At 39.5% G+C, this 22431-nt stretch carries 25 protein-coding genes and 1 pseudogene; 2 read left to right on the top strand and 24 right to left on the bottom strand.

Annotation, left to right across the window (positions count from 1 at the left end; genetic code table 11):
• Positions 1–13: 13 nt before the first annotated feature.
• The 17 genes and pseudogenes from NPA43_RS15865 to NPA43_RS15945 all read right to left on the bottom strand — a co-directional run bounded on the left by NPA43_RS15865 (position 14) and on the right by NPA43_RS15945 (position 12656).
• Positions 14–1528 (bottom strand): flagellar hook-associated protein 2, encoded by a 1515-nt coding sequence (locus NPA43_RS15865; RefSeq protein WP_249705606.1) that lies wholly within the window; start codon positions 1526–1528, stop codon positions 14–16.
• Between the two features lie 20 nt (positions 1529–1548).
• Entirely contained in the window at positions 1549–1890 is a 342-nt protein-coding gene (gene flaG / locus NPA43_RS15870; protein WP_099726384.1) for a flagellar protein FlaG, read from the bottom strand.
• A gap of 161 nt (positions 1891–2051) precedes the next feature.
• The gene (gene csrA, locus NPA43_RS15875) at positions 2052–2276 is read right to left on the bottom strand and encodes a carbon storage regulator CsrA (protein WP_099726385.1); all 225 of its coding nucleotides are present in this window, start codon (positions 2274–2276) and stop codon (positions 2052–2054) included.
• Positions 2270–2704 (bottom strand): flagellar assembly protein FliW, encoded by a 435-nt coding sequence (gene fliW / locus NPA43_RS15880; protein WP_041088051.1) that lies wholly within the window; start codon positions 2702–2704, stop codon positions 2270–2272. Before fliW ends, csrA begins: the two co-directional genes overlap by 7 nt.
• 28 nt (positions 2705–2732) lie before the next feature.
• Positions 2733–3311, bottom strand: a complete 579-nt coding sequence (locus tag NPA43_RS15885) for a DUF6470 family protein (RefSeq protein WP_249705607.1) — start codon at positions 3309–3311, stop codon at positions 2733–2735.
• A gap of 46 nt (positions 3312–3357) precedes the next feature.
• Positions 3358–4269, bottom strand: coding sequence for a flagellar hook-associated protein FlgL (gene flgL / locus NPA43_RS15890; protein ID WP_099726387.1), 912 nt, complete (start codon positions 4267–4269; stop codon positions 3358–3360).
• Positions 4270–4278: 9 nt separating this feature from the next.
• Complete coding sequence (gene flgK, locus NPA43_RS15895; RefSeq protein WP_230030676.1) at positions 4279–5799, bottom strand: flagellar hook-associated protein FlgK; 1521 nt, start codon at positions 5797–5799, stop codon at positions 4279–4281.
• A 15-nt stretch (positions 5800–5814) separates the two neighbouring features.
• A complete protein-coding gene (locus NPA43_RS15900) occupies positions 5815–6297 on the bottom strand; it encodes a flagellar protein FlgN (RefSeq protein WP_099726389.1) in 483 nt (160 codons plus the stop codon).
• Between the two features lie 17 nt (positions 6298–6314).
• Positions 6315–6578: a flagellar biosynthesis anti-sigma factor FlgM gene (gene flgM, locus NPA43_RS15905; RefSeq protein WP_249705608.1), complete on the bottom strand. Its 264-nt coding sequence runs from the start codon at positions 6576–6578 to the stop codon at positions 6315–6317.
• Positions 6579–6657: 79 nt separating this feature from the next.
• Positions 6658–7077 carry a TIGR03826 family flagellar region protein gene (locus NPA43_RS15910; RefSeq protein WP_099726390.1) on the bottom strand — a complete coding sequence of 140 codons (420 nt, stop codon included), beginning with the start codon at positions 7075–7077 and terminating at the stop codon, positions 6658–6660.
• A gap of 56 nt (positions 7078–7133) precedes the next feature.
• Positions 7134–7490: a ComF family protein gene (locus NPA43_RS15915; RefSeq protein ID WP_249705624.1), complete on the bottom strand. Its 357-nt coding sequence runs from the start codon at positions 7488–7490 to the stop codon at positions 7134–7136.
• A gap of 162 nt (positions 7491–7652) precedes the next feature.
• Positions 7653–7820, bottom strand: a pseudogene (locus tag NPA43_RS15920) (ComF family protein); the annotation flags it as partial.
• Positions 7817–8110, bottom strand: a complete 294-nt coding sequence (locus NPA43_RS15925; protein ID WP_099726391.1) for a late competence protein ComFB — start codon at positions 8108–8110, stop codon at positions 7817–7819. The gene NPA43_RS15925 and the pseudogene NPA43_RS15920, both read right to left, overlap by 4 nt.
• Positions 8111–8174: 64 nt before the next feature.
• On the bottom strand, positions 8175–9548 hold the full coding sequence (locus NPA43_RS15930; protein ID WP_142353656.1) for an ATP-dependent helicase ComFA: 1374 nt from the start codon (positions 9546–9548) through the stop codon (positions 8175–8177).
• Between the two features lie 121 nt (positions 9549–9669).
• A complete protein-coding gene (locus NPA43_RS15935) occupies positions 9670–10512 on the bottom strand; it encodes a DegV family protein (RefSeq protein ID WP_099726393.1) in 843 nt (280 codons plus the stop codon).
• Between the two features lie 214 nt (positions 10513–10726).
• Positions 10727–11416, bottom strand: coding sequence for a two-component system response regulator DegU (gene degU, locus NPA43_RS15940; RefSeq protein WP_008348273.1), 690 nt, complete (start codon positions 11414–11416; stop codon positions 10727–10729).
• 64 nt (positions 11417–11480) lie between these two features.
• Positions 11481–12656 (bottom strand): two-component sensor histidine kinase DegS, encoded by a 1176-nt coding sequence (locus NPA43_RS15945; protein WP_099726394.1) that lies wholly within the window; start codon positions 12654–12656, stop codon positions 11481–11483.
• Positions 12657–12877: 221 nt separating this feature from the next.
• On the opposite strand from NPA43_RS15945, the gene NPA43_RS15950 reads away from it, so the two are divergent.
• Both NPA43_RS15950 and NPA43_RS15955 read left to right on the top strand, forming a co-directional pair.
• Positions 12878–13546, top strand: coding sequence for a YigZ family protein (locus NPA43_RS15950; RefSeq protein ID WP_249705609.1), 669 nt, complete (start codon positions 12878–12880; stop codon positions 13544–13546).
• The gene (locus NPA43_RS15955) at positions 13531–14628 is read left to right on the top strand and encodes an LCP family protein (protein ID WP_099726396.1); all 1098 of its coding nucleotides are present in this window, start codon (positions 13531–13533) and stop codon (positions 14626–14628) included. Before NPA43_RS15950 ends, NPA43_RS15955 begins: the two co-directional genes overlap by 16 nt.
• Before the next feature lie 35 nt (positions 14629–14663).
• Here the strand turns inward: NPA43_RS15955 and NPA43_RS15960 are convergent, their stop codons facing one another.
• The 7 genes from NPA43_RS15960 to tuaD all read right to left on the bottom strand — a co-directional run bounded on the left by NPA43_RS15960 (position 14664) and on the right by tuaD (position 22388).
• Entirely contained in the window at positions 14664–15731 is a 1068-nt protein-coding gene (locus tag NPA43_RS15960; RefSeq protein WP_099726397.1) for a glycosyltransferase family 4 protein, read from the bottom strand.
• A gap of 132 nt (positions 15732–15863) precedes the next feature.
• Positions 15864–17060: a teichuronic acid biosynthesis protein TuaH gene (gene tuaH / locus NPA43_RS15965; protein ID WP_249705625.1), complete on the bottom strand. Its 1197-nt coding sequence runs from the start codon at positions 17058–17060 to the stop codon at positions 15864–15866.
• A gap of 19 nt (positions 17061–17079) precedes the next feature.
• Positions 17080–17835 carry a teichuronic acid biosynthesis protein TuaG gene (gene tuaG / locus NPA43_RS15970; protein WP_099726399.1) on the bottom strand — a complete coding sequence of 252 codons (756 nt, stop codon included), beginning with the start codon at positions 17833–17835 and terminating at the stop codon, positions 17080–17082.
• A gap of 24 nt (positions 17836–17859) precedes the next feature.
• Entirely contained in the window at positions 17860–18537 is a 678-nt protein-coding gene (tuaF, locus tag NPA43_RS15975; RefSeq protein WP_099726400.1) for a teichuronic acid biosynthesis protein TuaF, read from the bottom strand.
• A 72-nt stretch (positions 18538–18609) separates the two neighbouring features.
• Positions 18610–20067 carry a teichuronic acid biosynthesis protein TuaE gene (gene tuaE, locus NPA43_RS15980; RefSeq protein WP_099726401.1) on the bottom strand — a complete coding sequence of 486 codons (1458 nt, stop codon included), beginning with the start codon at positions 20065–20067 and terminating at the stop codon, positions 18610–18612.
• Between the two features lie 39 nt (positions 20068–20106).
• Positions 20107–21036: an NAD-dependent epimerase/dehydratase family protein gene (locus NPA43_RS15985; protein ID WP_099726402.1), complete on the bottom strand. Its 930-nt coding sequence runs from the start codon at positions 21034–21036 to the stop codon at positions 20107–20109.
• Positions 21037–21053: 17 nt separating this feature from the next.
• Positions 21054–22388, bottom strand: coding sequence for a UDP-glucose 6-dehydrogenase TuaD (gene tuaD / locus NPA43_RS15990; protein WP_099726403.1), 1335 nt, complete (start codon positions 22386–22388; stop codon positions 21054–21056).
• Positions 22389–22431: the final 43 nt, after the last annotated feature.

The raw sequence follows: 22431 nt of genomic DNA on the forward strand, positions 1-22431 counted from the left end.
TATAAACCTCCAATTATTGTCCAAGCAGTTGAGAAAGGTAGCCAGATTGGTTGTTTAGCTTTTGAATCGCACTATCCATGGCATTAAACTTTGTATAGTAACGGGCTTCAACCATCTTCAAACGGTCTTGGAACGTACTCATTCGTTTGGTCAAAGAATCAAGGTCCTTACCAAGTCCGTATTCCTTTAATTCCATCGTTGTGCTTCCAGCCTTTGTTTGAATGCTCTTCTTGAAGGCTGATAAGGAATTTTTGACACGATACATGATTCCTTGTTCTTGATATTGCTGCTGCGCTTTGTCTTGATCTTTTGAATCCACATTTAAACTACCTGAGATGAACATTTGACTGATCTTTTGTGGATCTGCTTCAATGGCTTCTCTTAGTTTCTTTTCATTAATTTCAAGCTTTCCACCATCTTTATACTTGGATGATGTCGTAATACCAATTTGTGTGATGTGAATTTTATTTGCATCACTTGTGGTAATATCAGCATAAAAATCACTTCTTATTTTAGAGGCACCAGCTCGTAAAATGGAATCACTTCTCAGCAAGCCAGACTTCGCGGTCGTTTCCCATAGCTCCACTTCTTTGTCAGACATCGCTTTTTTCTCTTCAGCCGTTAATGGATGATAGTCTCTGTTTTTCTTTTCATTGACTTTACCATTAATCTGCTCAACGAGCTCATTGTATTTATCAACAAATTGTTTAATCTTATCAAAAATTGTATCCACATCTGTTGAAACGTTTAAGCTGACAGGCTCATCCGTTGTTCCTTTAAGCTCGTACGTAATACCGGCTTGCGTAAATGTATTGTTGTTATTTTCCATTTTCAGGCCGTTAACCTCGTATTGTGCCTTCTGTCCTTGCGTGGTCGCAACTAATTTGTTATCTCCATCTACTTGGAATCCTAATTGCGTCATAAATGAAGCCGAATTGCCATCAGTTGCTTTAATACTGACACCTTCACCCGTTGTCCGAGAAGTAAGAGCGATTGTATCTACATAGTTTGTCCCATCAAAGATTTGACCTTTATAAGCCGTCACACCTAATTGAGAGTTATTCAATTTTGTTACAATTGAATCAAGTGTATCTGTATCAGTCGTATTAATTGTTACTGTTTTTGGTTCCGTAGAATCTGGTGTGGTCACCTCAAACGTAAACGTACCGTTTGCAGCAGTAAATCCAGATGTACCAGAAGATTTGAATACGGAAGCTGTAGCTAGTTGGGTTACATGGATTGAGCCAGAGGTAGCATTTGTTGATCCTGTAGCTGTGACAGCAGATTCATTTGAGCTTGTCACTTTTTTAGCGCCATATGTACTTGGAAGCGTTAAGTTTAAGTTGTAAATCAAATCATCTAATTCTTTGACTTTCGAATTCACCTCGCGATAGCTGTCTCTTTGCCATTCAAGTGTTTGTTTCTGGCGAGTCATTTTATCAAGTGGTGCTTGCTCAGTTTTCATTAGCTTTGAGACGATTTCATCAATATCAAATACATTTGAAAATCCAGTAATTCGATTCACCATTATTTATGTTCTCCCTTCAATTACATTCTTTTATCTACAAATAAACCGACAATCTCAGTCATTGCTGCATAGAAATCAAGCCACTCCTTGGAAGGAATCTCTCTAATGACTTCTTCTGTTTGGTTATCTACGACTTTGACATAATATTCATTGAGTTTTTCATGTAATTCAAATTGCAGATGAAATTGCGTAGGCTCAATGAGCTTGTTTGCTCCTTGAAGCGTTTTTTCAATTTCCTCTTTTGAAACGACATTGCCATTTTCTTGTGATTCAGTGTTTACATTGTCATTCTGATGATTCGTAACACGGGTTTGAAATGCATCAATCAGTGGTTCTAGCGAAGTCAACTTACCAACAGACATAGTTATTCAGCTCCTGTGCTTTTATCTATCTTTTATATCGGCTTTGAATTTTCAAATTAAATATAGATGGACCGATTTGTTAAAGTTTCATATAGATGGTGAACATCCACATAGAAACGCTTTCACACGGAGAAGGATAGCTGAATCAGATGAAAAAATCCTCACTTTTGTTGTGAGGATAATTGAGAAAGAAGATCTAAGGACAAGCTCGCAGCACGATTGTTCTCTTCTTGAATAGACAGGTACACTTCTTTCCTGTGAATATCGATGTGCTTAGGAGCCTCAATCCCGACCTTCACTTGATCGCCTTCGATTGAAATAATCTTGACTTCAATATCATCGCCTATTTGAATCGACTGATTTAATTTCCGAGACAGGACTAACATGAGGATGCCACCTCTAACAAATGTTTTGTATGATAGGCTGAATCATGCAAAATCACTTGTTTGGCTTTCATATTTTTCCGGTTCACAATAATAGGCGCTCTTAAATTAGCTGTCGTTTTTTCAATAGATGATTCCATTGTTAAAATAACCATTACTTCCACATCATTGGCATCTTCTACTTCTAGAATGTCTACAACCGTTTCGTCTAAATCAAATTCGTATTGATTGAAGAATAAAAATGGGCTGCTGACAATAAAGCCTAATGCTGCGTTTTTCAATGATTGCAGAACTAAAAATGGAGACTCTTCTGATAAAGGCAAAATGACAAACTGTTTTTGATCCAGAAATCCTGGTATCCCATTTGAGAAGTTGATGATTTGCTCCTCTTTGATTGTCACTTCACCATGGTATTTTGTTTGAATGATCATAATTCACGACCTTTTTCGTTTTTCTTACCTATACCTTATCACCATTTTGACCCGTTTCGTCAACTTCTATTTTTAATTCTGGGTATTGCAACATATCAATATTTACTTTACCTTGCTGATAGTTAACGATCGGTTTATGCGGTGTTGCCTCAATGATCGCTTTTTGAGGCTCAACATCAATTTGAAGCTCGGATGGCTGATAGTGAATTTTGACACTGAAGAATGAAGGAATTACACCGATGGTGAATTGCTTCGCGGGAGGACTACCATTGATTTTGGCAAACTCAGCAATGGCATTACCTCCATCCTCAATCTTAATCAGTTCGCTTCCTTCTTCCGCTCTTCGTCCCATTCCTTCGCCAACAGCACGTTTCCCTTCTGCTGCCCATTCCTCAGAACGCCTAAAAATCGACTTGATATCCATATCAGCAAATGCCTCTGATTGATCAATGGTTAATTTCGAAGGTGTCCTTGTGATGTTCATGACAGCTCTTGGCTGCTGAATCTCAAGATCAGCTCTTGGCTGCTCTACTTCTTGTCTAGATGGAGTCGTCGACATTTGCAGCTTTGCATAGGTTTGCTGCATTAACAATCTAGGGATTTGCATAAGTTCACCTCCATGATGCAAAAAAGCACCCAACGGATGCTTTTTATTATCTTAAGAAATCGACAAGGGATGGCTGAATGACTTTAGCTGTCGTCGCTAAAGCAGCTCTATTCACAGTTTCTTGTTGAAGAAGATCAAGAATCGCTTTTTCACTTTCAACATCTTCATTATCTGATTTAGCATTTTTCAGCACTTCGAATTGTGAAGTCAAGCGGCTACTTACTAAGTCAATCCGATTCGATCGGGCTCCAAGATCTGAGCGCTCGGCACTCATCACTTCTTTAAACTGATCAATGTTTCCTAATGCATCATCAGAATTCGCAAACGTCCCATTTTTTAATGAATTTTCTAAATCCGTCAGCATTTCAATCACATTTTGACCGCTGGCAGATTGTCCACCAAACGCTGAAATTGGATTTGAGTTCACATTTAATGTGATACCGTCAGAAATGTTCGATTGAACTGAGTTTGCATCAGTATAGTTTTCAAAGTTAAATGTATACGTACCATCTGCATTCTCGACGACTGGTTTTACATTTGTATTCGTCCCATTAAATACGAACTTACCTAGCATCTGAGTGTTCATTGCATCAATGATTTGTTTCTTCATCTGACTAATTTCCACTCCGATAGCTTCTAAATCTTCTGGCTGCTTTGTTCCATTAGCCGCATCAAGTACTTTGTCTCGTACATTTGACATAATATCAATGATTTCAGTGACACTCGTTTCAGATGTATCAATCCAGTTTTGTGCCTCATTTAAATTATTTTGATATTGTTCATTTCGAAATAGGGCTGTACTATACTGAAGACTTTTTACTGCTGCAACAGGATCATCAGATGTTTTCGTGAAACGTTTTCCTGTTTGGGCCTGCTCATTAATTTTAGAAAGTTTTTCATAACTTTTACTAATATTGCGAAGTGAGTTTTGAGAAATCATACCTTGCGTGACTCGCATCAGTTATCCCTACCTTCCTACGACACCCATGCCGTTGATTACTTTATCCAATACTTCATCTTGTAATGTCACAATTCTTGCCGCTGCATTATACGCATGCTGAAATTGGATCATATTCGTCATTTCTTCATCGATGGAGACAGCGCTAGTCGACATTCTACGTTCATTAGCTGAGTTGACAAGAGCCGCTGAACTGCTTTCCAGCGTCATGTTCTTTTTCCCTTGTATCCCCATTTCAGCAATGACATTTTGGTAGTAATCCTGAATTGTCGTTGTATTTCCGCCAATTGCTAGCTTTAAGTTTTGAATATTGGCTAATTGCGTAGCATTCGAACCATCACCCTGCGTTTGATTGACAGATGCGGCAATATTATCTGTTGATGCTAAAATCACATCACTCACTTTGATACGAGCTGCCAAGCCTTTATTCAGATCATTGTTATTTTCGATATCAAAAAAGTCTTGTCCGCTTGCCCCATTTAACGTGTACCCTTGCTTATGCACGTCGTTAAATGTATCCATGAATACTTGTGCTACTTCATCTAGCTCTGCAAGCATGTCTGGGTACATTCCTTTTTCAGCACCATTTGACATGTAGCCATACGCCTCAACAAGTGCTTTTACTTTACCATTCACCTGTAATTGATCTGCTGCAATGGTTGTTGTTCCGAATTGAAGTGAGTCGACAAGTCCCGTCGTATTATCGTAGGAGATTTGCAGTTCAGACTTTTCATTGGTAATGCCATTCAAAATCGTCCCAGCAGATTGTCCATTTGCACCGATAATGTCGATGTTGACGGTTCCTTCAGCAATATTGAGTGCATTTCCGCCAGATGGATTGTAGCTCACCTTAATATCAACAAGTGAGGATAACTGATCGACCAGCGCATCACGCGTATCATAAAGATCATTTGGAAGATATCCATTTGGCTCAACTGTTGCAATCTGTTTGTTCACTTCATCTATTTGAGATAAAAGAGTGTTCACATTTTTTGCTGTTGAATCGAGTTCTGTTTTCAAATTCTTTTGTATCGTTGTTAAAGAAGAATTGAGCAGACGGAATTGATCTACTAAAGCCTGTGCACTTGTTTTAACTACTGTACGTGCAGATGCAGTATCAGCATTTTTCGATTCTGATAGAACCTGTAATGATTTCCAAAGATTATCAAAGGCTCTGTTTAAGCCTTCATCTGTCAAATCATTCATAACCCCCTCCATTTGTGAAAGGGCATCAGACTTCGCTGAATAGTAAGACATATTGTTGTTATGATCTCTGTATTGTAGATCTAAAAAGCTGTCTCGAATTCTTTCAACGGTCCCAACTTGAACTCCTGTCCCCATTTGGCCGTACGTCTTGCCATCATAAACAGAAATTACAGGGTAAGGATTATCTGCTTTAAAGGTAACTCTTTGTCTTGAGTAGCCTTCTGTATTTGCATTGGACACGTTGTTTGATGTGACATAAAGCCCTGCACGCTGGGCTGTGATTCCTCTTTTTGCCGTTTCTAGTCCCATGAATGTAGAACCCATTGGTATCCTCCTTGTTTACGCCTTTGAATCAAACAAAGCCCTATGCTGTTTAGGCTTTGAATTCTCAAGACCATTTTGTCCGTAATTCATATGTTCTTTATTAGGGTTAACGAGATCGAATGTCAGTGAAATAAATTGAAGTGACTGCTGAATGAGCTGTTTGTTTAGTTCATTTACATCTTTCAATTCCACCATGATGTCATTTAGTTTCTCATATAACGAAATGAGCTCTTCTTGTTCCGTACCTTCAGCCTTTTCGATACATGCTGTGATTGTCGGCGGTTGATCACTTTGTAAAAATTGAACTGTAGCTTCAATACGCTTTTCTTCTAATTGAGAAATGGCCTGAATATATTTCTGCTCTAAATTCAGAACCTCTGAAAGAGCATCAATCTCATTGCTTTTCAGCATTTCTGTTTTATCCTTAGACAGCTTTAGAAGCTGTTCATGTAATCCATAGAGACGATGCAGCTCTTCAATAATTATTTTAACTGACATTCGCGCTACTCCTTTTGTTATTGTTGTTTATAAAAATTCAGCATTTTATCTGCAATACCTTTTGTATCTACCATATATGTTCCGGCTTCAATGCTTTTTTTAAGTTGGTCTATTTTATCTTGACGTTCTTTCATTAAATTCGGCACCTTTTGCATTTCGATTGCCTTTTTAGAAATTTCGACTTTATCAGTTGATTTTGCTTGATTCGATTGCAACGTTTGTTTCTCATATGTTTTCTTGTAAGGATTTACTGGTTGTGTTCCATATCGATTAATTTTCACGGGATTCCTCTCGCTTTCCGTTACAGTCTGTCTTGATTCTATCCATTTTATCGACCAAACTGCAACTTAGTTTAGGGAATCAGTCGTTTTTAGGATTAATGGCATAATAGGTGTCTTTTTTCCTAGATTCAATCTCCTTTTTACGCTCTTCTTCTTGGTTCATTTGGCTGATTTGCGAATGAATATCCTGTTCACATTTGCTGCACAGCTTGTTTTTCCTGATCGGTTGGCCGCATCTTTCACAAGGATAGTTGATATTCGGAAATTGACTAATTTGAAGCCTTTTCAAACGGATAAATTTCAGGATTAATTCTTCATCAACATCTGTTGCATCTACTATTTCAGCAATGGTTGATTGTCTATTACTTTGCTTCCGCAAAAATTTATAAACGATATCAAAAGAACGTTCTTCTTCTTCAAAGCATTTGTTACAAACCGTTTGGATGGTGGTTTTTAAAAATAACTGATTACATTGTGGACAGTTTGCCAATTGATTCATAACCAAAACCCCTTACGTTATTTTCTTTTCTTATTATCGGTTGATTATCATGATTTTTAACTACGTATCAACGTAAAAGAGGAAACACTTTTGGCACCTGCGTCTTTTAAAATTTTTGCCGCATCATAGATGGTCGCCCCAGTTGTATAGATATCATCAATTAATACAATATCCTTTTGAAGGATCGCATCTGACTGCTTTAATTGGAACAATCCCTTTTGATCTAGACGTTCATTTTTACTTTTCTTAGACTGCTTACTTTGATGAATTTTAACGAGTGGTTGCAATATAGGCATACCAATCAAGGAAGCTAGTACGACGGACTGATTAAATCCTCTTTCCTTTAACCTTTCTTTACTTAAAGGGATTGGAATCAGCACAGGTTTTTTAATTGAAAAGGAACGCTTAAACACTGCTCGTACATCTCTTTTAAACAACTCAGCTAAAGCTGTATCACCTCGAAATTTAAATCGAGCAAGGACGCCTTTCATAAAATCGTTGTAAGTATAAACAGACCTATTTTTCACAAGAACTTCAGAAAAATCGGGCCGTTCATTCCATCGGGAACAGTCCTGACACAATTCGTTATTTGACTGTGATCTTCCACATTTTGGACAAATGGTGCTATGAATCTTCACTAGGTGATCCTTACATGCTATACATAAGCTATCATCATTTGATAGAAGTAATGATTTCCATGTAAAAGCAGCCACAAAATGCCCCTCACAAATTGGGCAAATCAACTGTTTTCCTTATTAAGCGGTTGACGATTTTCGCATCTCGGAAATGTCGTGACCTTTGAAGCCGCTTCTGTCAAAATGACCAGCATGGCAGTATTCTTCTGTTTATCCACCATCTCGGATTTACTGTAAGATATTTTATCGATATCTGTTATATATTGCGGCTTCACTTGATTTAGTGAAATCGCTAATACATCTTCTATACACTTTTCACAATGACAAATCATGTTTAATTGATTGAGATATTGATAGAGGATTTCCTTGAGTAGTATTTCTTTTGCATTGAGTAACATATTTTGTCTCTCCTGCCATTTGTGTATTGTGAATATAATGTACCATGATTTAGTTAAACCCACACTATTTTTCAGAAAACTCCTGTGCAGCTGTATCATTCATTTTTACAATATGCTTCTTCGCTTGTTTCATCCTTCTCGTTAAACCAAAATGAAAAAAGAAAACATCTCCTGTAGAATATTCAGGATGCCTCCCCGCCCTTCCAGAAATTTGAACAAGTGCACTTTCTGTGAAAATAGTAGATTCCGCACCTAGTACACCCACCTGAACATTTTGAATGGTTACGCCTCTTTCGAGAATAGTTGTAGTAACCAGTACATCGTATGCGTAATCTCTGAAGTGTTGGACCTTTTGTTTCCTATCTTGATCATCAGCAGATACACCCTCTACATTTACATGATGCTCTCGAAGAATCTTCGTTACCTTCTTCATCGCGGAAATAGAAGGAACAAAAAGTAAAACCCTTCTCTTTCTTTTAATATGTTTCTCAAGCCAGTTCATTACAGCAGATGGCAGCTGATTCTTGTTTAATTTCTTTTTCCAATGTCCAATCCATTGAAATGACGGGACGGGTAAAGGTCGCCCGTGGAAACGCAGAGGAATTTTTATCGCTTCTAATTGTCCATGAACAACATCCTTTTTCATTTTTTTAGATGGTGTGGCACTTAAGTAAATCCTAACCCCTGTGTTTCTCATAGCCTTTAAAACAGCAAATTGAAGACGTTCATCGATTGAAAAAGGAAAGGCATCGACCTCATCTACAATGAGAACATCAAAAGCATTTTTGTATCTCATGAGCTGATGGGTTGTGGCGATCATAAGCGGTGCTATTTGGAACCTTTGAGGACTCCCGCCATAAAGCACAGCTATATTCAGCCCTTGAAATGCCTTTCTAATTCGCGGCTCGAGTTCAAGCACTACATCTGTTCTAGGCGTCGCGATACAGACACTCATTCCTTTATTTAACGCATATTCAATTCCGTGAAAAAGCACCTCCGTTTTCCCTGCCCCGCAAACAGCCCAAACTAGTAGATCAGATTTGTTTCTTATCGCTTCTATCATTTTTTCTGACGCTCTCTTTTGCCCTTTAGACAGCTCTCCCTGCCATGTTAATTCAGATTGAAACGTTTCTTTCATTTGCGGACCCGTCCATTCGTACAGAGAGCCACATTCGGTTACTTTTCCCATCATGATGCATGATCTACAGTACACACATTCTTTTTGGCATATTTCACAAGGTGAGAGAGCAAAGTACCGCTTGTTTGATACACCACATCGGCAGCATGTAAAACCGCTCGCTTTCCTCTCAATGGCAGGAGATCTATTTACTAACCCTTTCTCCTCCAGCCAATCCAAATGAGGCTTTGTGCATCGAGTTTCAATGGTAAGTAGGTGGCGTGATTGCAGTTGTTGCCTTAGTTCCATCGCTTTGTCCATGTTTCTCCTAACACCTTTCAACTGATGTTTGCCTATTATGTACAAAGACAAGACCTTTCGTCCAACTGTAATAATTGAAAAACAAACCCCCTTTTCCATGAGAAAAGGGGGTTTTTGAGATCTATCTAATCATCCAGCCAAGACCTAATGACCCTTCGCCTAGATGAGTACCAATCACGGCACCAAAGTAGCTTTTATAAAATTCGACATGAGGGTACTTTTCTGATAAATGTGCAATCAATTCTTCTGCTTCTTCTTCTCTATTTCCATGAATGATTGCAGCTCTCATCGGTACACCACGTGATGCATCTTCATCGAATAATTCAAAAATGCGTGAAATGGCTTTTTTACGTGTACGAATCTTTTCAAAAGGGACAATTAGCTTGTTGTCAAAATGAAGGATAGGCTTTACCTTTAAGAGGCTCCCAATAAAAGCCTGAGCACCGTTTAATCTGCCGCCCCTTTGCAAATGAGTTAAGTCGTCCACCATAAAATAGGCTTGTTCGCTTTCTTTCAGATAATTTAGATGTGCTAAAATCTCTTCTGGAGAAGCACCCTCTTGGATTTTTTCAGCAGCTTCTAATGCATAAAACCCCTGCACCATACAGCTAGTTTCTGAATCAAACGGGTAAATGTCAATTCCGTCAACTAGATCGTTCGCTGAGGCTGCACTATTATATGTTCCACTAATTCCGCTTGAAAGGTGAATACTAATCACAGCGTCGTATGTTTCACTTAGCTTTTCATATAATTCTACTAGTTCACCAAAAGCAGGCTGAGAGGTCGTTGGAAGATCTTTATGTTTTTTGACTTCTTCATAATACGTCTCCCAATCCATCTCTATTTCTTCACGGTACGATTCGCTGCCAAAGATGACGTTAAGGGGGATCATATGAATTTGATGTTTATCACGTAGCTCTTGTGGTATATAAGCAGTACTGTCTGTTACAACGGCTATTTTCATTCTTAAATACCTTCCTTATTCGTTACTCTTTTTTATTTTAAAAGAATGATCATTGTTTTTCATTAGATTTATAATAGTAATCAAAAAAGCCTGCCTAATCAATAGGCAAGCCTGGAATATCCGAAAAAGACTCCTTATCCTGCCTATCATTTCTCTCAAACTTAAAATGTGAGAGAACCAAAAACAGGTGAAAAAGGAGTACTTGTCCGGAACATTATCTCATTTCTACCCAGCCGTTTTTAATTGCTACAACAACAGCTTGTGTACGGTCGTTTACATTCATTTTTTGCAAAATGTTACTTACATGGTTTTTGACTGTTTTCTCACTAATAAAGAGCGATTCACCAATTCCTCTGTTGCTCTTTCCGTCAGCTAACATTTGAAGAACTTCACATTCACGTCTTGTTAAGATATGAAGTGGTCTGCGAATTTCAGGATATACTTCATGCTGTGGATGTGCTGAAACGCCGCTAGTTGCTAGGCGTCGGAACTCATTTACTAAGTTATGAGTGACTTTCGGATGTAAATAAGATCCTCCGTCAGCTACTACTTTCACTGCTTCAATGAGAGTGTCTGCATCCATTTCTTTTAACAGGTAACCTCTCGCCCCTGTTTTCAATGCATGTGTCACATAGTTTTCATCGTCATGAATAGATAGAATAATGACTTTTGATTCGGGATAAAGCTCTACTAGCTGCTTTGTAGCCTCTACACCATTTACATTCGGCATATTAATGTCCATAATGACAACATCCGGATGATAGTGCTCTACGATACGTGCAGCTTCGTCACCGTCGTCTCCTTCTGCAACTACTTCAAAAGTAGGTTCAAAATCTAAAATCCGTTTGACACCTTCACGGAATAATTGGTGGTCATCAATAATTACAATATTTACTTTAGTCACAAGCTACGCCTCCCCATGTTTATTGTTCTACACCTGAACTTTATGGTCAATATGTCTTTTGACTCTATTTTACAATTTTATTTTGCAATGTTAACGGCACCCGAATCATAACGAATGTCCCTAGACCTATTTTTGAGTCTATGGTCATTTTACCTTCTAGTAAGTCTACGCGTTCTTTCATGCCAAGTAAACCGAAGGATTTGTTTTTGTTTGTTTTAACATCTTTCATATCAAAGCCTTTTCCATCGTCTTTGATCATTAATGTCACAAAGTCTTTCGTTACTTCTACCTTTACAGAGATTTCTTCAGCTTCAGAATGTTTTAAGGAATTTGTGACAGCTTCTTGGGCTAGTCTAAATAGTGCCACTTCAAATTGAGAAGCAATTCTTTCGCTTTCTGTATCGCCTAGGCATTGGAACGTAATCTTGGTTTTCCCATCGTATTCTTCGATTGTGTTTAAATATTTTCTTAGCGTCGGAATGAGACCCAAATCATCTAAAGCCATCGGTCTTAAATCATAAATGATTCTTCTCACTTCGTACAGAGCATTTCGCACATTCTGTCTGAGACTTCTAATTTCTTTAAAGCCTTCTTCTGTACCACGGTCTCTAAAGATCCGTTCAATTAATTCAGAACGCATCATCACGTTTGCCAGCATCTGAGCAGGACCATCATGAATTTCCCGAGATACCCTTTTGCGTTCTTCTTCTTGAGCTTCAATAATTCTTAGTCCAAAATCTTGTTTTGCCTGAGCATCTTCGAGTAAAACGCCTACCTGGCGTAAATCCTGGTTGAGATAGTTCAGAACAACCGTAATTTGACTCACAAGCGTTTCAGAGCGTTCAATGACGTCCTGTAAGCTTAATAATCGTCTTTCTAAATCGTCTCTTCTCTCTCTCAACTGCTTCTCACGCTGCTGGATCATGGTGAGTTCTACTTGCAGATTATGTGCTTTTTCGTAGGCCTCTCGTATTTCTTCTTCGCTGAATTTGTTAAAGTTTCTGCTGACTTCAGATAAGCGATTTCTAGCATGTCTCGTATGTACTTCTAGTTTATCCCCAAAATCAATTACCTCGTTTACTTGCTGCTTGATTTGCTTAAGCTCTTCAACTAGGCTCTCATATTGTTGACGGGACTGTTCGCCTATCCTAAATACTTCGTCCTTGCTGCCATCAACTGTACTTAGCATTTTCATGATGATTGAATCCAATAATTTCGGATCCATTTTGGGTGTTGTCATGGCTTTTCCCTCCCGTAACAGTGATGTCATCTTTTTTTATTATAAATGTCATTGATCTGCATTTTATGTCGAATTATAATGAAAGAATGCGTATAAATCTTGAAGTTTTTATGACGACCCTTTTTCCGCTCCTATCATCATAACAAAATACGCTGTAAAATTCTAAAACCAATGCAAATTTTCTCTAGTCTTACAATTTGCTTGTCAGGAGGGTATGTCTTTTGCTGAATCGCTTTCTTACAGTAAAAAGTCGTGGCGAGCATGAGATCGTCATTGAAAAATCACGTTTTATTTGTCATATACAGCGTGCTGTCTCAGAAGAAGAAGCACAAGCATTTATACAATCCATTAAAAAACAACATTGGAATGCCACACATAATTGTTCAGCATATCTCATTGGTGAACATGACATGATTCAAAAAGCAAATGATGATGGTGAACCAAGCGGTACGGCAGGAGTGCCAATGCTTGAAGTGCTAAAAAAACGGAAGCTTAAAGATACAGTCGTTGTGGTCACTCGTTATTTCGGCGGTATCAAATTAGGTGCCGGTGGATTAATTCGTGCCTACGGAAAATCTGTATCAGAAGCTATCAACCATGTTGGTATAGTAGAGCGCTGTTTAATGCGTACGATGCACACAACAATAGATTATACATGGCTTGGAAAGGTAGAGAATGAGCTTAGAGCCTCATCTTTTCAGCTAAAAGAAATCCATTATGCCGAAAATGTTATTTTTGAGACGTATGTAGAAGAAACACAAACAGAGCAGTTCATTGAATGGATGACAGAGCTTACAAATGGAAAGAGTGTTACAAAAGAAGGCGAACTTATTTATTTAGAAAAGGACATTGGTCCGATAAAGGAGACAGATGAATGGCACAACGAGTAAAAGTGCGTGTACGAAAGAAAAAGAGTAAGAAGAAAAAGATTATCAAACGTATTCTGGTCTTATTTTTGCTTCTCTTCATCTGCATGGGCGGATTTGCAGTGTATAAAATTGTGAATACACTTCAGGCAGCTGACAAAACATATGATGAACTAGACCGCGGAGAGAAATCTAAGCTCCGTGATGCTGTCATTGATATTAAGAAGAAACCTTTCTCCGTTCTATTTGTCGGAATTGAGGATTATGCTACGAATGGTGATCATGGCCGTTCAGATTCACTCATTGTTGCAACCATTAATCCTCAAGATAAAACGATGAAAATGGTTAGTATTCCTCGGGACACACGGGTACATCTTGCAAGTGACACGACCGAAAGTAAAGATAAAATTAATGCGGCATTTGCTAAAGGCGGAAAAGACGAAACGATTGAAACTGTCGAACAATTCTTGAATATTCCGATCGATAAGTATGCAACAGTGGATTTTGACGGCTTCAAAGATGTCATTGATGAAGTGGGTGGAATTGATATAGATGTTCCATTTGACTTCAATGAAAAAAGTGACGTCAAAAAATCCAAAAAGATTTACTTCAAAAAGGGCAATATGCATTTAAACGGGGAAGAAGCACTTGCTTATGCGCGGATGAGAAAACAAGATCCACGAGGTGATTTCGGGCGTAACGATCGTCAGAAACAGATTTTACGAGCCATGATTGATCAAATGGCGAAGCCAAATAATATTGCAAACGTGGATAATATCGCCAAAGAAGTAAGTGATCACATTACGACCAATTTCCGTATCACGGAAGGACTTGCTCTTCAGCAAATCTACAGTGGATTTAAAGGAGACGACACAGAAACGCTTTCTATTAAAGGAGACGACCTTTATCTAGGACCAAATCGAACATATTACTTCGAGCCAGATCAAACCAATTTAGCTAATGTACAGAATGAATTAAGGACGCATTTAAAGCTTCCTTCTGAACCTTCGACTGAAACAGATTCACAGACCACTCCATCATCTGGTGAAACAGGGACAGGAACGACAGATACTGCGCCCACTTCGCCAAATTCATCCGGACAATAAAGAAACAGCCCGATTCCTAGGAACGGGCTGTTTCTTTAATTTCTTTTGACCATGCGTTTATAGAATTTCGTAAATGGTTTGAACTCTTCGTTCACTAAACCAGTGACTTCCGCAATGACTTGCATAAACATGACCAATAAAAAAATAATGATCAGTGATAACCAAATGGTTGCACTTGTCAGCAATATTGCACTTAAGCTAAACACTAAACCAATCATGTAAATGACGATGACGGCTGTTCGATGAGATAAACCATAGGCCATCAGTCTATGATGAATATGCGATTTGTCAGGCGCTGAAATTGGCTGTTTATTTAATATTCGTCTAATGATCGCAAAGGTCGTATCAAAAATAGGGACACCTAAGATGATCACCGGAACAACGACACTAAACAAAGTGACACTTTTGTATAATCCTAAAAGTGACAGCACCGAAATCATATAGCCTAAAAACAACGAGCCTGTATCACCCATAAAAATCTTTGCTGGATGGAAGTTGTAAAATAGAAAGCCGATTGTACTGCCAATGACGACAAGTGATAAAGAAAGAATGAGAATCTTATCAGCAGAAAATGCCATCACTGCAATCGTGGATAAACCGATGACCGAAATCCCAGCAGCGAGTCCATCAAGGCCGTCAATTAAATTGATGGCATTTGTGATTCCGACAATCCATAACACGGTTAGGGGATATGCCATCCAGCCTAACTCAATACGATCTGTTAAGAAAGGAACAGAGAAAAAGTCCATTTTGAGGCCCGTGCTCACGATCAAACAAGCAACGAGAACTTGCACGAGAAATTTAAATTTTGCACTTAAATTATATTTATCATCAAATATACCTAAAATGACGATGAGTACGGCACCAACTGAAATCGCTGTAATTTTATTATGTAGAAACAGCCCGCCTGCTAATGCTCCAGCCGCTACCCCAATAAAAATCGCCAAACCGCCCATTCGAGGCATTACTTTATCATGAACTTTTCGTTTATTCGGCTGGTCCACTGCACCAATCTTAATTGCAAGCTTTTTGACGATTGGTGTCACAATTAAAACTGTAGCCAGAGAGACAAAAAACGCTAATAAGGCGCGTTCGTAATCCATAGGTCAGTCTCCTTCTAAATTGAAATCTGTATTTTGTATATTGGCCGCTCTTTCCATTATACAATTGAATATAGGATGATCACAAGCTCCCCCTGTGAAGAAGAAAAATAAAAACGCACAATCCTGAATGAATTATGCGTTTTCTTTAATATTCGTTAATTCCACCATGTTTGTGAACAGCGCGTGCCAATCTTTTTTCTTCGCCCGGCTTTGTCTTAGATGTCTATAGGTTATGTCATCTTTTTTGCTGATCACTTTCAGGCAGGCTTCTACGAAGAGCGCAGGATCTTCGCCCTCTAAATATTCATACACATCATTCTCTTTTAGCCTTTCCGTTGATGGAAGATTTAAACCGACAACAGGTATTCCTGCAGCTAGAAATTCATATAGCTTGAGCGGGAAAACGGCTTGATTATAAGGAGACTGTTTGTATGGCATCATCCCTACATCAATCAGTTTCATATAAGCAGGCACTTCTTCTGGTGCAACAGCCCCTGTCCAAATGACATTTGGCAGTTTGAGTGCATGCTGAAAAGATGGATCTCCATTTGTTCCATCAGGACCGACAAATAAAAATGTCCAATCTGGCTGCATGTGAGCAGCTTGCGCAATCATGTCAAAATCGAGCTTCGGCTTGATTCCTCCAATAAAGCCAAGGACGGTTCCTTCTCTTCCTTCCAGCACATCCTCCTTACAGGAAAGATTGCTTTTTGCAAACACATCGTACTCAACACCATTTTCTACTGTGAACACATCTTTCGGTTCACCCATGAGACGTTTTTTGATTTGATCATGTAAGTATTGAGAAGAGCATGTAATGCTGTGTGCGTATTTAATGATTCGGTTTTCTGCTTTTACAATGACACGCTGCCTCATATAAGAGAATATGTTGTTTTTCCCGCTTATCGGCTCTCCCCACAGATCACTGCAATCATACACAATATGTTTCCATTCAAATAAAGAAGATAAGAGCGGAAAGCCAGGAAACGTATACCATAAGCAAACGGCTATCCCCTTCTTTTCCTCCTGCCGCAAATGCTCAAGAAGAGGGGACAATTTATGAATATAGAACATATCTTGATATCTTCCAAAGCGAAAAAATTTGCTCTTGAGCACATCAGGAATGGTCAATTGCTTCATTCGATCCGTTATGGGCTGAAAGGGAGCTGTATGACGGGTTGCAGACGGGCATACCCAGATGACTTCTTTCGTTTCTGGATCAGATGCTAGAAATTCCGCCAAACGATGCCGTCTGTACCTCAGGCCATCCTGTCCCCATTCTCCCGTCGCTACGATGACATGTATGATCGAGTCTGCTTTCACCTTTATCACCTTTTTTCCCTTCTATTTATAAGCGCTTCTTCACAGCATTTGTCGCATAATGCATAAAACACCATGACGCTTTGACAAAATGAAGCTGCTCAATTTCTCTGTAGACAAACCACGTTTTTTTCGCCGCTTTCCACTTGTTACTCGAGATAGAGTTTCCAACGATGCGATATTCACTGAGCGGCTCACTCATGCCATAGGCTGTAAATCCTCTTTTTAAAATAGACAGCCATGTGGCTAAATCCTGTCTTGTACGGATGTTCGGCATTTCTACATGTCCCACTTGCTGAAGATCGATCATGACCGTCAAACAGCCGATAATGGTATTTTTCAAGGCTTCATTGTAGTTCAACCTAGCTGGTGCAGTGACTGTTTTTTGTAACGGTTCTCCATTTTCGGCAATGATGTCATACGCCGTGAATGTAAAGGCATAATCATTCGCCAGCATAAAGTCTACCTGCTTTTCGAGCTTTGTCTCTTTCCACTTATCATCGCTGTCTAAAAAAGCGATAAAACGCCCCTTTGCCTGTTTGATGGCCGTGTTTCTCGCAATGGCGGCTCCCCCGTTTTCCTCTAAATAAATGACGTTGATTCGGTCGTCCGCCTGACTTAATTCCCCTAATAGCATCCTTGTTCCATCTGTTGAACAATCATCTGCAATGATCAGCTCCCAATTGGAATAGGTTTGGGCAAGGACGGAATGAACTGTATCCGTTAAATAACGTTCCGCATTATACGCCGGTGTAATAATAGATACTAACGGTTGATTGTTCACCTAAGACTCATCTCCAGTTCATCATTAAGATTCTTTGAACACTTCAGGTAACACCACAAACATGAGCGAGATGCTAAAGCCAATGATCAGTCCGAGCAGTGCCCGTTTTTTCGCTGACATGCCTTTATTGCCTTCATCAAGCACTTGGGCCGGGTCCACAATCTTTGCCTGCTTCATTCCGAGCTTTGTAGACTCCAATTCATATAAGAATCGTTCTTTATCCACTTTGGAATCATTGCTGACAGATTCGTCTTCAAGAGCGGATAACCTACTTTCAATGACCTGCTGCCTTTTGGTAAATAATGCTTTGTCTTGCTTTAGAAATGTATCTGACACCTGCTTCACGACAGCCAAGGCTCGATCCTTATCGGCATCTGTGAATGACAGCTGTAATTGTGTATCTGATTGATTGGTAAGGATCAGGCGGTTTTTCACATCCTGCCTTTCTTCTTCCTTTACATCACTGAGTGCTTCATTTAGAAATGCATCGCTTTTTAATAGAGATGTCACTTCTGCCATATTGTTATACACCCCGTCATCATATTTACCAAGCGTGAGGGTAACAGCGGCTGTGTAACTAGACTGCTGGACTGTTCCTTTGGCAAAAAAGAAACCAAAAGCGCCTAATACGACAGGCAGCAGCACGAGCCAGACGATATACTTTTTGATTCGCTTCCCTATTCTTAACATGAAACCAGACATGTTCATTCTCCCAACATTGACGTATTTGCTTTTTCACTAGTGTAGCCATACAAGCTCAGCACCACACACGATTTACCAAGGCTTGAAACGTTGTTTGTTTTTCAAGATGTTAACCGCTGCGATCACCAGTCCTAAAAATACCCAGTGGAAATATAAATTCGAGACGGAACTAGGACTGATACTTGAGACGAGAAAGCTCAGCATTGCAGCAAATAGACCTTCAATGATCATTTTTGCTGATCTTGTGTCAGCCCATTGGTATTGTTTGTACAGTGTGAACATGAGATAGGCGTACACTGAAATATAGCCTAGCATGACCGCAAAGCCAAAATTCGTCATCACCTCTAGCAGCCAATTGTGCACTTCAACGACTTGATCTGTATCAAAGATTGAAAAGTGGGCTAAATAGTAAGACACATTACCTGCTCCGACCCCGAAGCCGTATGAATTCGTAAAGAAATGCCATGCATTTTTGATCAAATTCGCCCTAGCGATGTTGGACGGGAGTGGTTCACTAAAAGAATGCGCGACCTGAGAAGCGAGAAACAAGTCATAAAAGACCGAATAGATCTTGGCCGAAAAGATGGCGATACAGATGACACCAAGTCCGCCTGCTGCGATGAGTGACCACTTTTTTAGAAAGCGCGGCATAAGCAGCCACACATAAATAGCCACTCCCGCAAATATGCCAAGCAAGCTGGCGCGGGATTCTGTTAACAAAATGAGATACAGAGCTGAGATTGCGCCTAATAATCCAAACGCTTTGATATAACCATTTTTCATTTGACGCATGCACGCCACATATAAGAAAAAGCTAATAGATAAAAACGTCGCAAAGTCATTTTGATTAAAGAATACAGATGTAGGATAGTGCTGTTTATACGCTGGCCCAAGATACAATGATGTGTTAGGTAAATGGTTCAAAGTAAAGTGATTATAGAACCCGATCCCCATCACAAATACGGTCATGACCAGCCAAATACTATAAAAGGTCACGATTTGATCCATTCGCTGAATGTACATGACCACAAGAAAGACAAACCCGATCCCCATCGCAAGCAGGGACATATATTTCAGACCGTCTGTAACCGAATGAGCCCAAAGCAGTGAGATGAGCCCGTAAAGAAACCATGCAGCAAAAAAACCGAGAATGCCTTTTACACGAATCTGCTGCCACTGTAATATGTACGTCCCCTTATCTCTCATTCGCCATATCAATAAAGCAAAGACGGCAATGAGCATGATTCGGTAGAGGAAAAGACTAAAGAACCCGACACTAATAGAAAAGAAAGCGTTATTGAGAAAGGTCAATGCAATTAAAAGGTAGATGGCTGACATGAATACTTGCTCACCATTCATGTATTGCTTCATCAACACGAGAGCTGCCGTGAGGACCACAAGCAGAACCGGGATTGCCACCATCTTCTTTAACCCAACGGGCTGCGCGGATGCAATTTGTACAATCCCTATCCCTGCTGCAAACAAAATACATCCGATCATGATTTGCCATGCTGTTTGTTTCACACTCATACCCATTTTCCTCCTAAGCCATCCATCCGATTTGAGGGATTAAGCCTTTACTTCCTGTTGATAGTAGGAAATGGTACGAGCCAAACCTTCCTGTAAAGTCACGACAGGCTCCCATGCTAAGACTTGTTTCGTTTCCTCATTCGCCAATGTACTATGCACAATATCTCCTGCACGCTGCGGCTTATAAATCGGTTCAAGATGTGATCTCGTCACTTGCTTCATCGTTTGAAACAGCTCATTCACAGTGATGGAATCACCACACGAGACATTTAAACAAACGTTTGATTGGGCTGTTAAAGCCGCAACATTCGCTGCTGCTAGATCTTCTACATAGATGAAATCTCTTGTTTGTTCCCCGTCCCCGAAGATGAAAGGTGCTTCATGCTTTGCAAACTTATCAGAGAAAATAGAGACAACCCCGCCTTCGCCAAGTGCATCTTGGCGCGGACCATATACATTGCTGTATCGCAGAATACAATAGTCCACATCATAGAGTGCTTTTGACATTTCTAAGTATCGCTCTACTGTGAGCTTTGCTAAGCCATAAGGTGAACCAGGCTGCAGCCGGTGAGCGGTGTCCACTGGCAGATAAATTGGGTCTCCATAGACAGCAGCCGATGAGGCAAATATCACCTTCTTGACACCAATCTCTGAAGCAGCTTTGATCACATGCAGAGATCCTTTAATATTCACTTCCTGATCATATATATAATCTTTGACCGATACTGCGACACTTACCTGTGCAGCAAGATGAATGATGTAGTCTGGTGCGATTTGTTTGATGATTTCAACCACTTCTGGTTTTGTTATATCCTCTTCAATACATTGAACAGATAAATGGGCAATATTTTCCTTACTACCTGTCGAAAAATTATCAAGCACGATGGCCTCATATCCTTTTTCTATTAATTTTTCAACAGTATGTGAACCTATAAATCCACTACCTCCAGTAACCAATACTTTCTTCATCCAAGTTTCCTCCTAAATCAAGCTTCTAATAACATCTTAACATCCTGTACATGCGGACGACCGATTGAATGATAAATAAAGCCGTTTTTTCTCATTTGATCTGGTTCAAATACATTGCGTCCATCGATGATGACTGGACGTTGAAGAAGACTTCTGACTTTCTCCATATCCATTTTTAACACTTCTTCCCATTCAGTCAAGATTAAACAGGCATCTGAATTCTCTATTGTTTGATATAGATTGTTGCTAAATATCGTCTGGTTTCCCAGGATCTCCTTCGCTTCTAAGTGAGCAATGGGATCGTAAGCTTTTACGTTAGCTCCCAGATCTTGTAGCATAGGAATAATATCAAGGGCTGGAGAGGATCTCAAATCATTTGTATTAGGTTTAAATGCCAATCCTAATACCGAAATGGTTTTTCCCTTTATTTCACCATAGACATCCATCAATTTTTTTACAAGGTACGCTCGTTGATGTGTATTTGTTTCAACAACTGATTCAATTAGTTTAAAACGATAGCCTACTGTTTCAGCTATTTTTAAAAGTGCCTTGGTATCTTTCGGGAAACAGGAACCTCCAAATCCCACTCCAGCTTTTAAAAATTTCTGCCCAATCCGGCTATCTAGGCCAACACCTTCTGATACTTTCTCAACATCCGCCCCCACTCGATCACAAATGTTGGCAATATCATTGATAAAGGAAATTTTGGTTGCAAGCATCGCATTTGCAGCGTATTTAATCATCTCTGCACTTTCTAAATTGGTTTCGACCACTGCTGTTTGAAATGGTTCATGTAACTCCTTAATGATCTCCAATGCATGAGAACTTGTAGACCCTATGACAACTCGCTCCATATTCATCGTGTCTTTAATCGCAGAGCCTTCTCGAAGGAACTCTGGATTGGATACGACGTCAAAAGGATATTTACTGCGTGACGCCTTTTCGACAATGGCTTGAACAAGGCGGCCTGTTCCAACTGGCACGGTGCTTTTATTGACGATGATTTTATAGCCATTTAAGTGTTCACCGATCGTTTGAGCGACGGCTTTCACGTAAGTTAAATCCGCTTCACCCTGTGGTGTCATCGGTGTCCCTACAGCAATATAGATAATCTCTGATTCCCGGATCGCGGCAGGAATATTGGTTGTAAAACACAGTCTTCCTGCTTCTGTATTCTTTTCAATCAATTCCTTTAAACCCGGTTCATAAATGGGAACGACACCACTTTTTAAGCTGTTGATTTTTGATTCATCGATGTCACAGCAGATGACGCGATTTCCGATATCAGCAAAACAAGTACCCGATACTAACCCGACATACCCTGTTCCAATCACAGCAATTTTCTTCAACATTTTTCATCCTCTCAGTAAAAGCATATTGACCGTTCCAAGCTGT

The organism is Bacillus pumilus, assembly GCF_024498355.1.
GTDB classification, from domain to species: domain Bacteria; phylum Bacillota; class Bacilli; order Bacillales; family Bacillaceae; genus Bacillus; species Bacillus pumilus_P.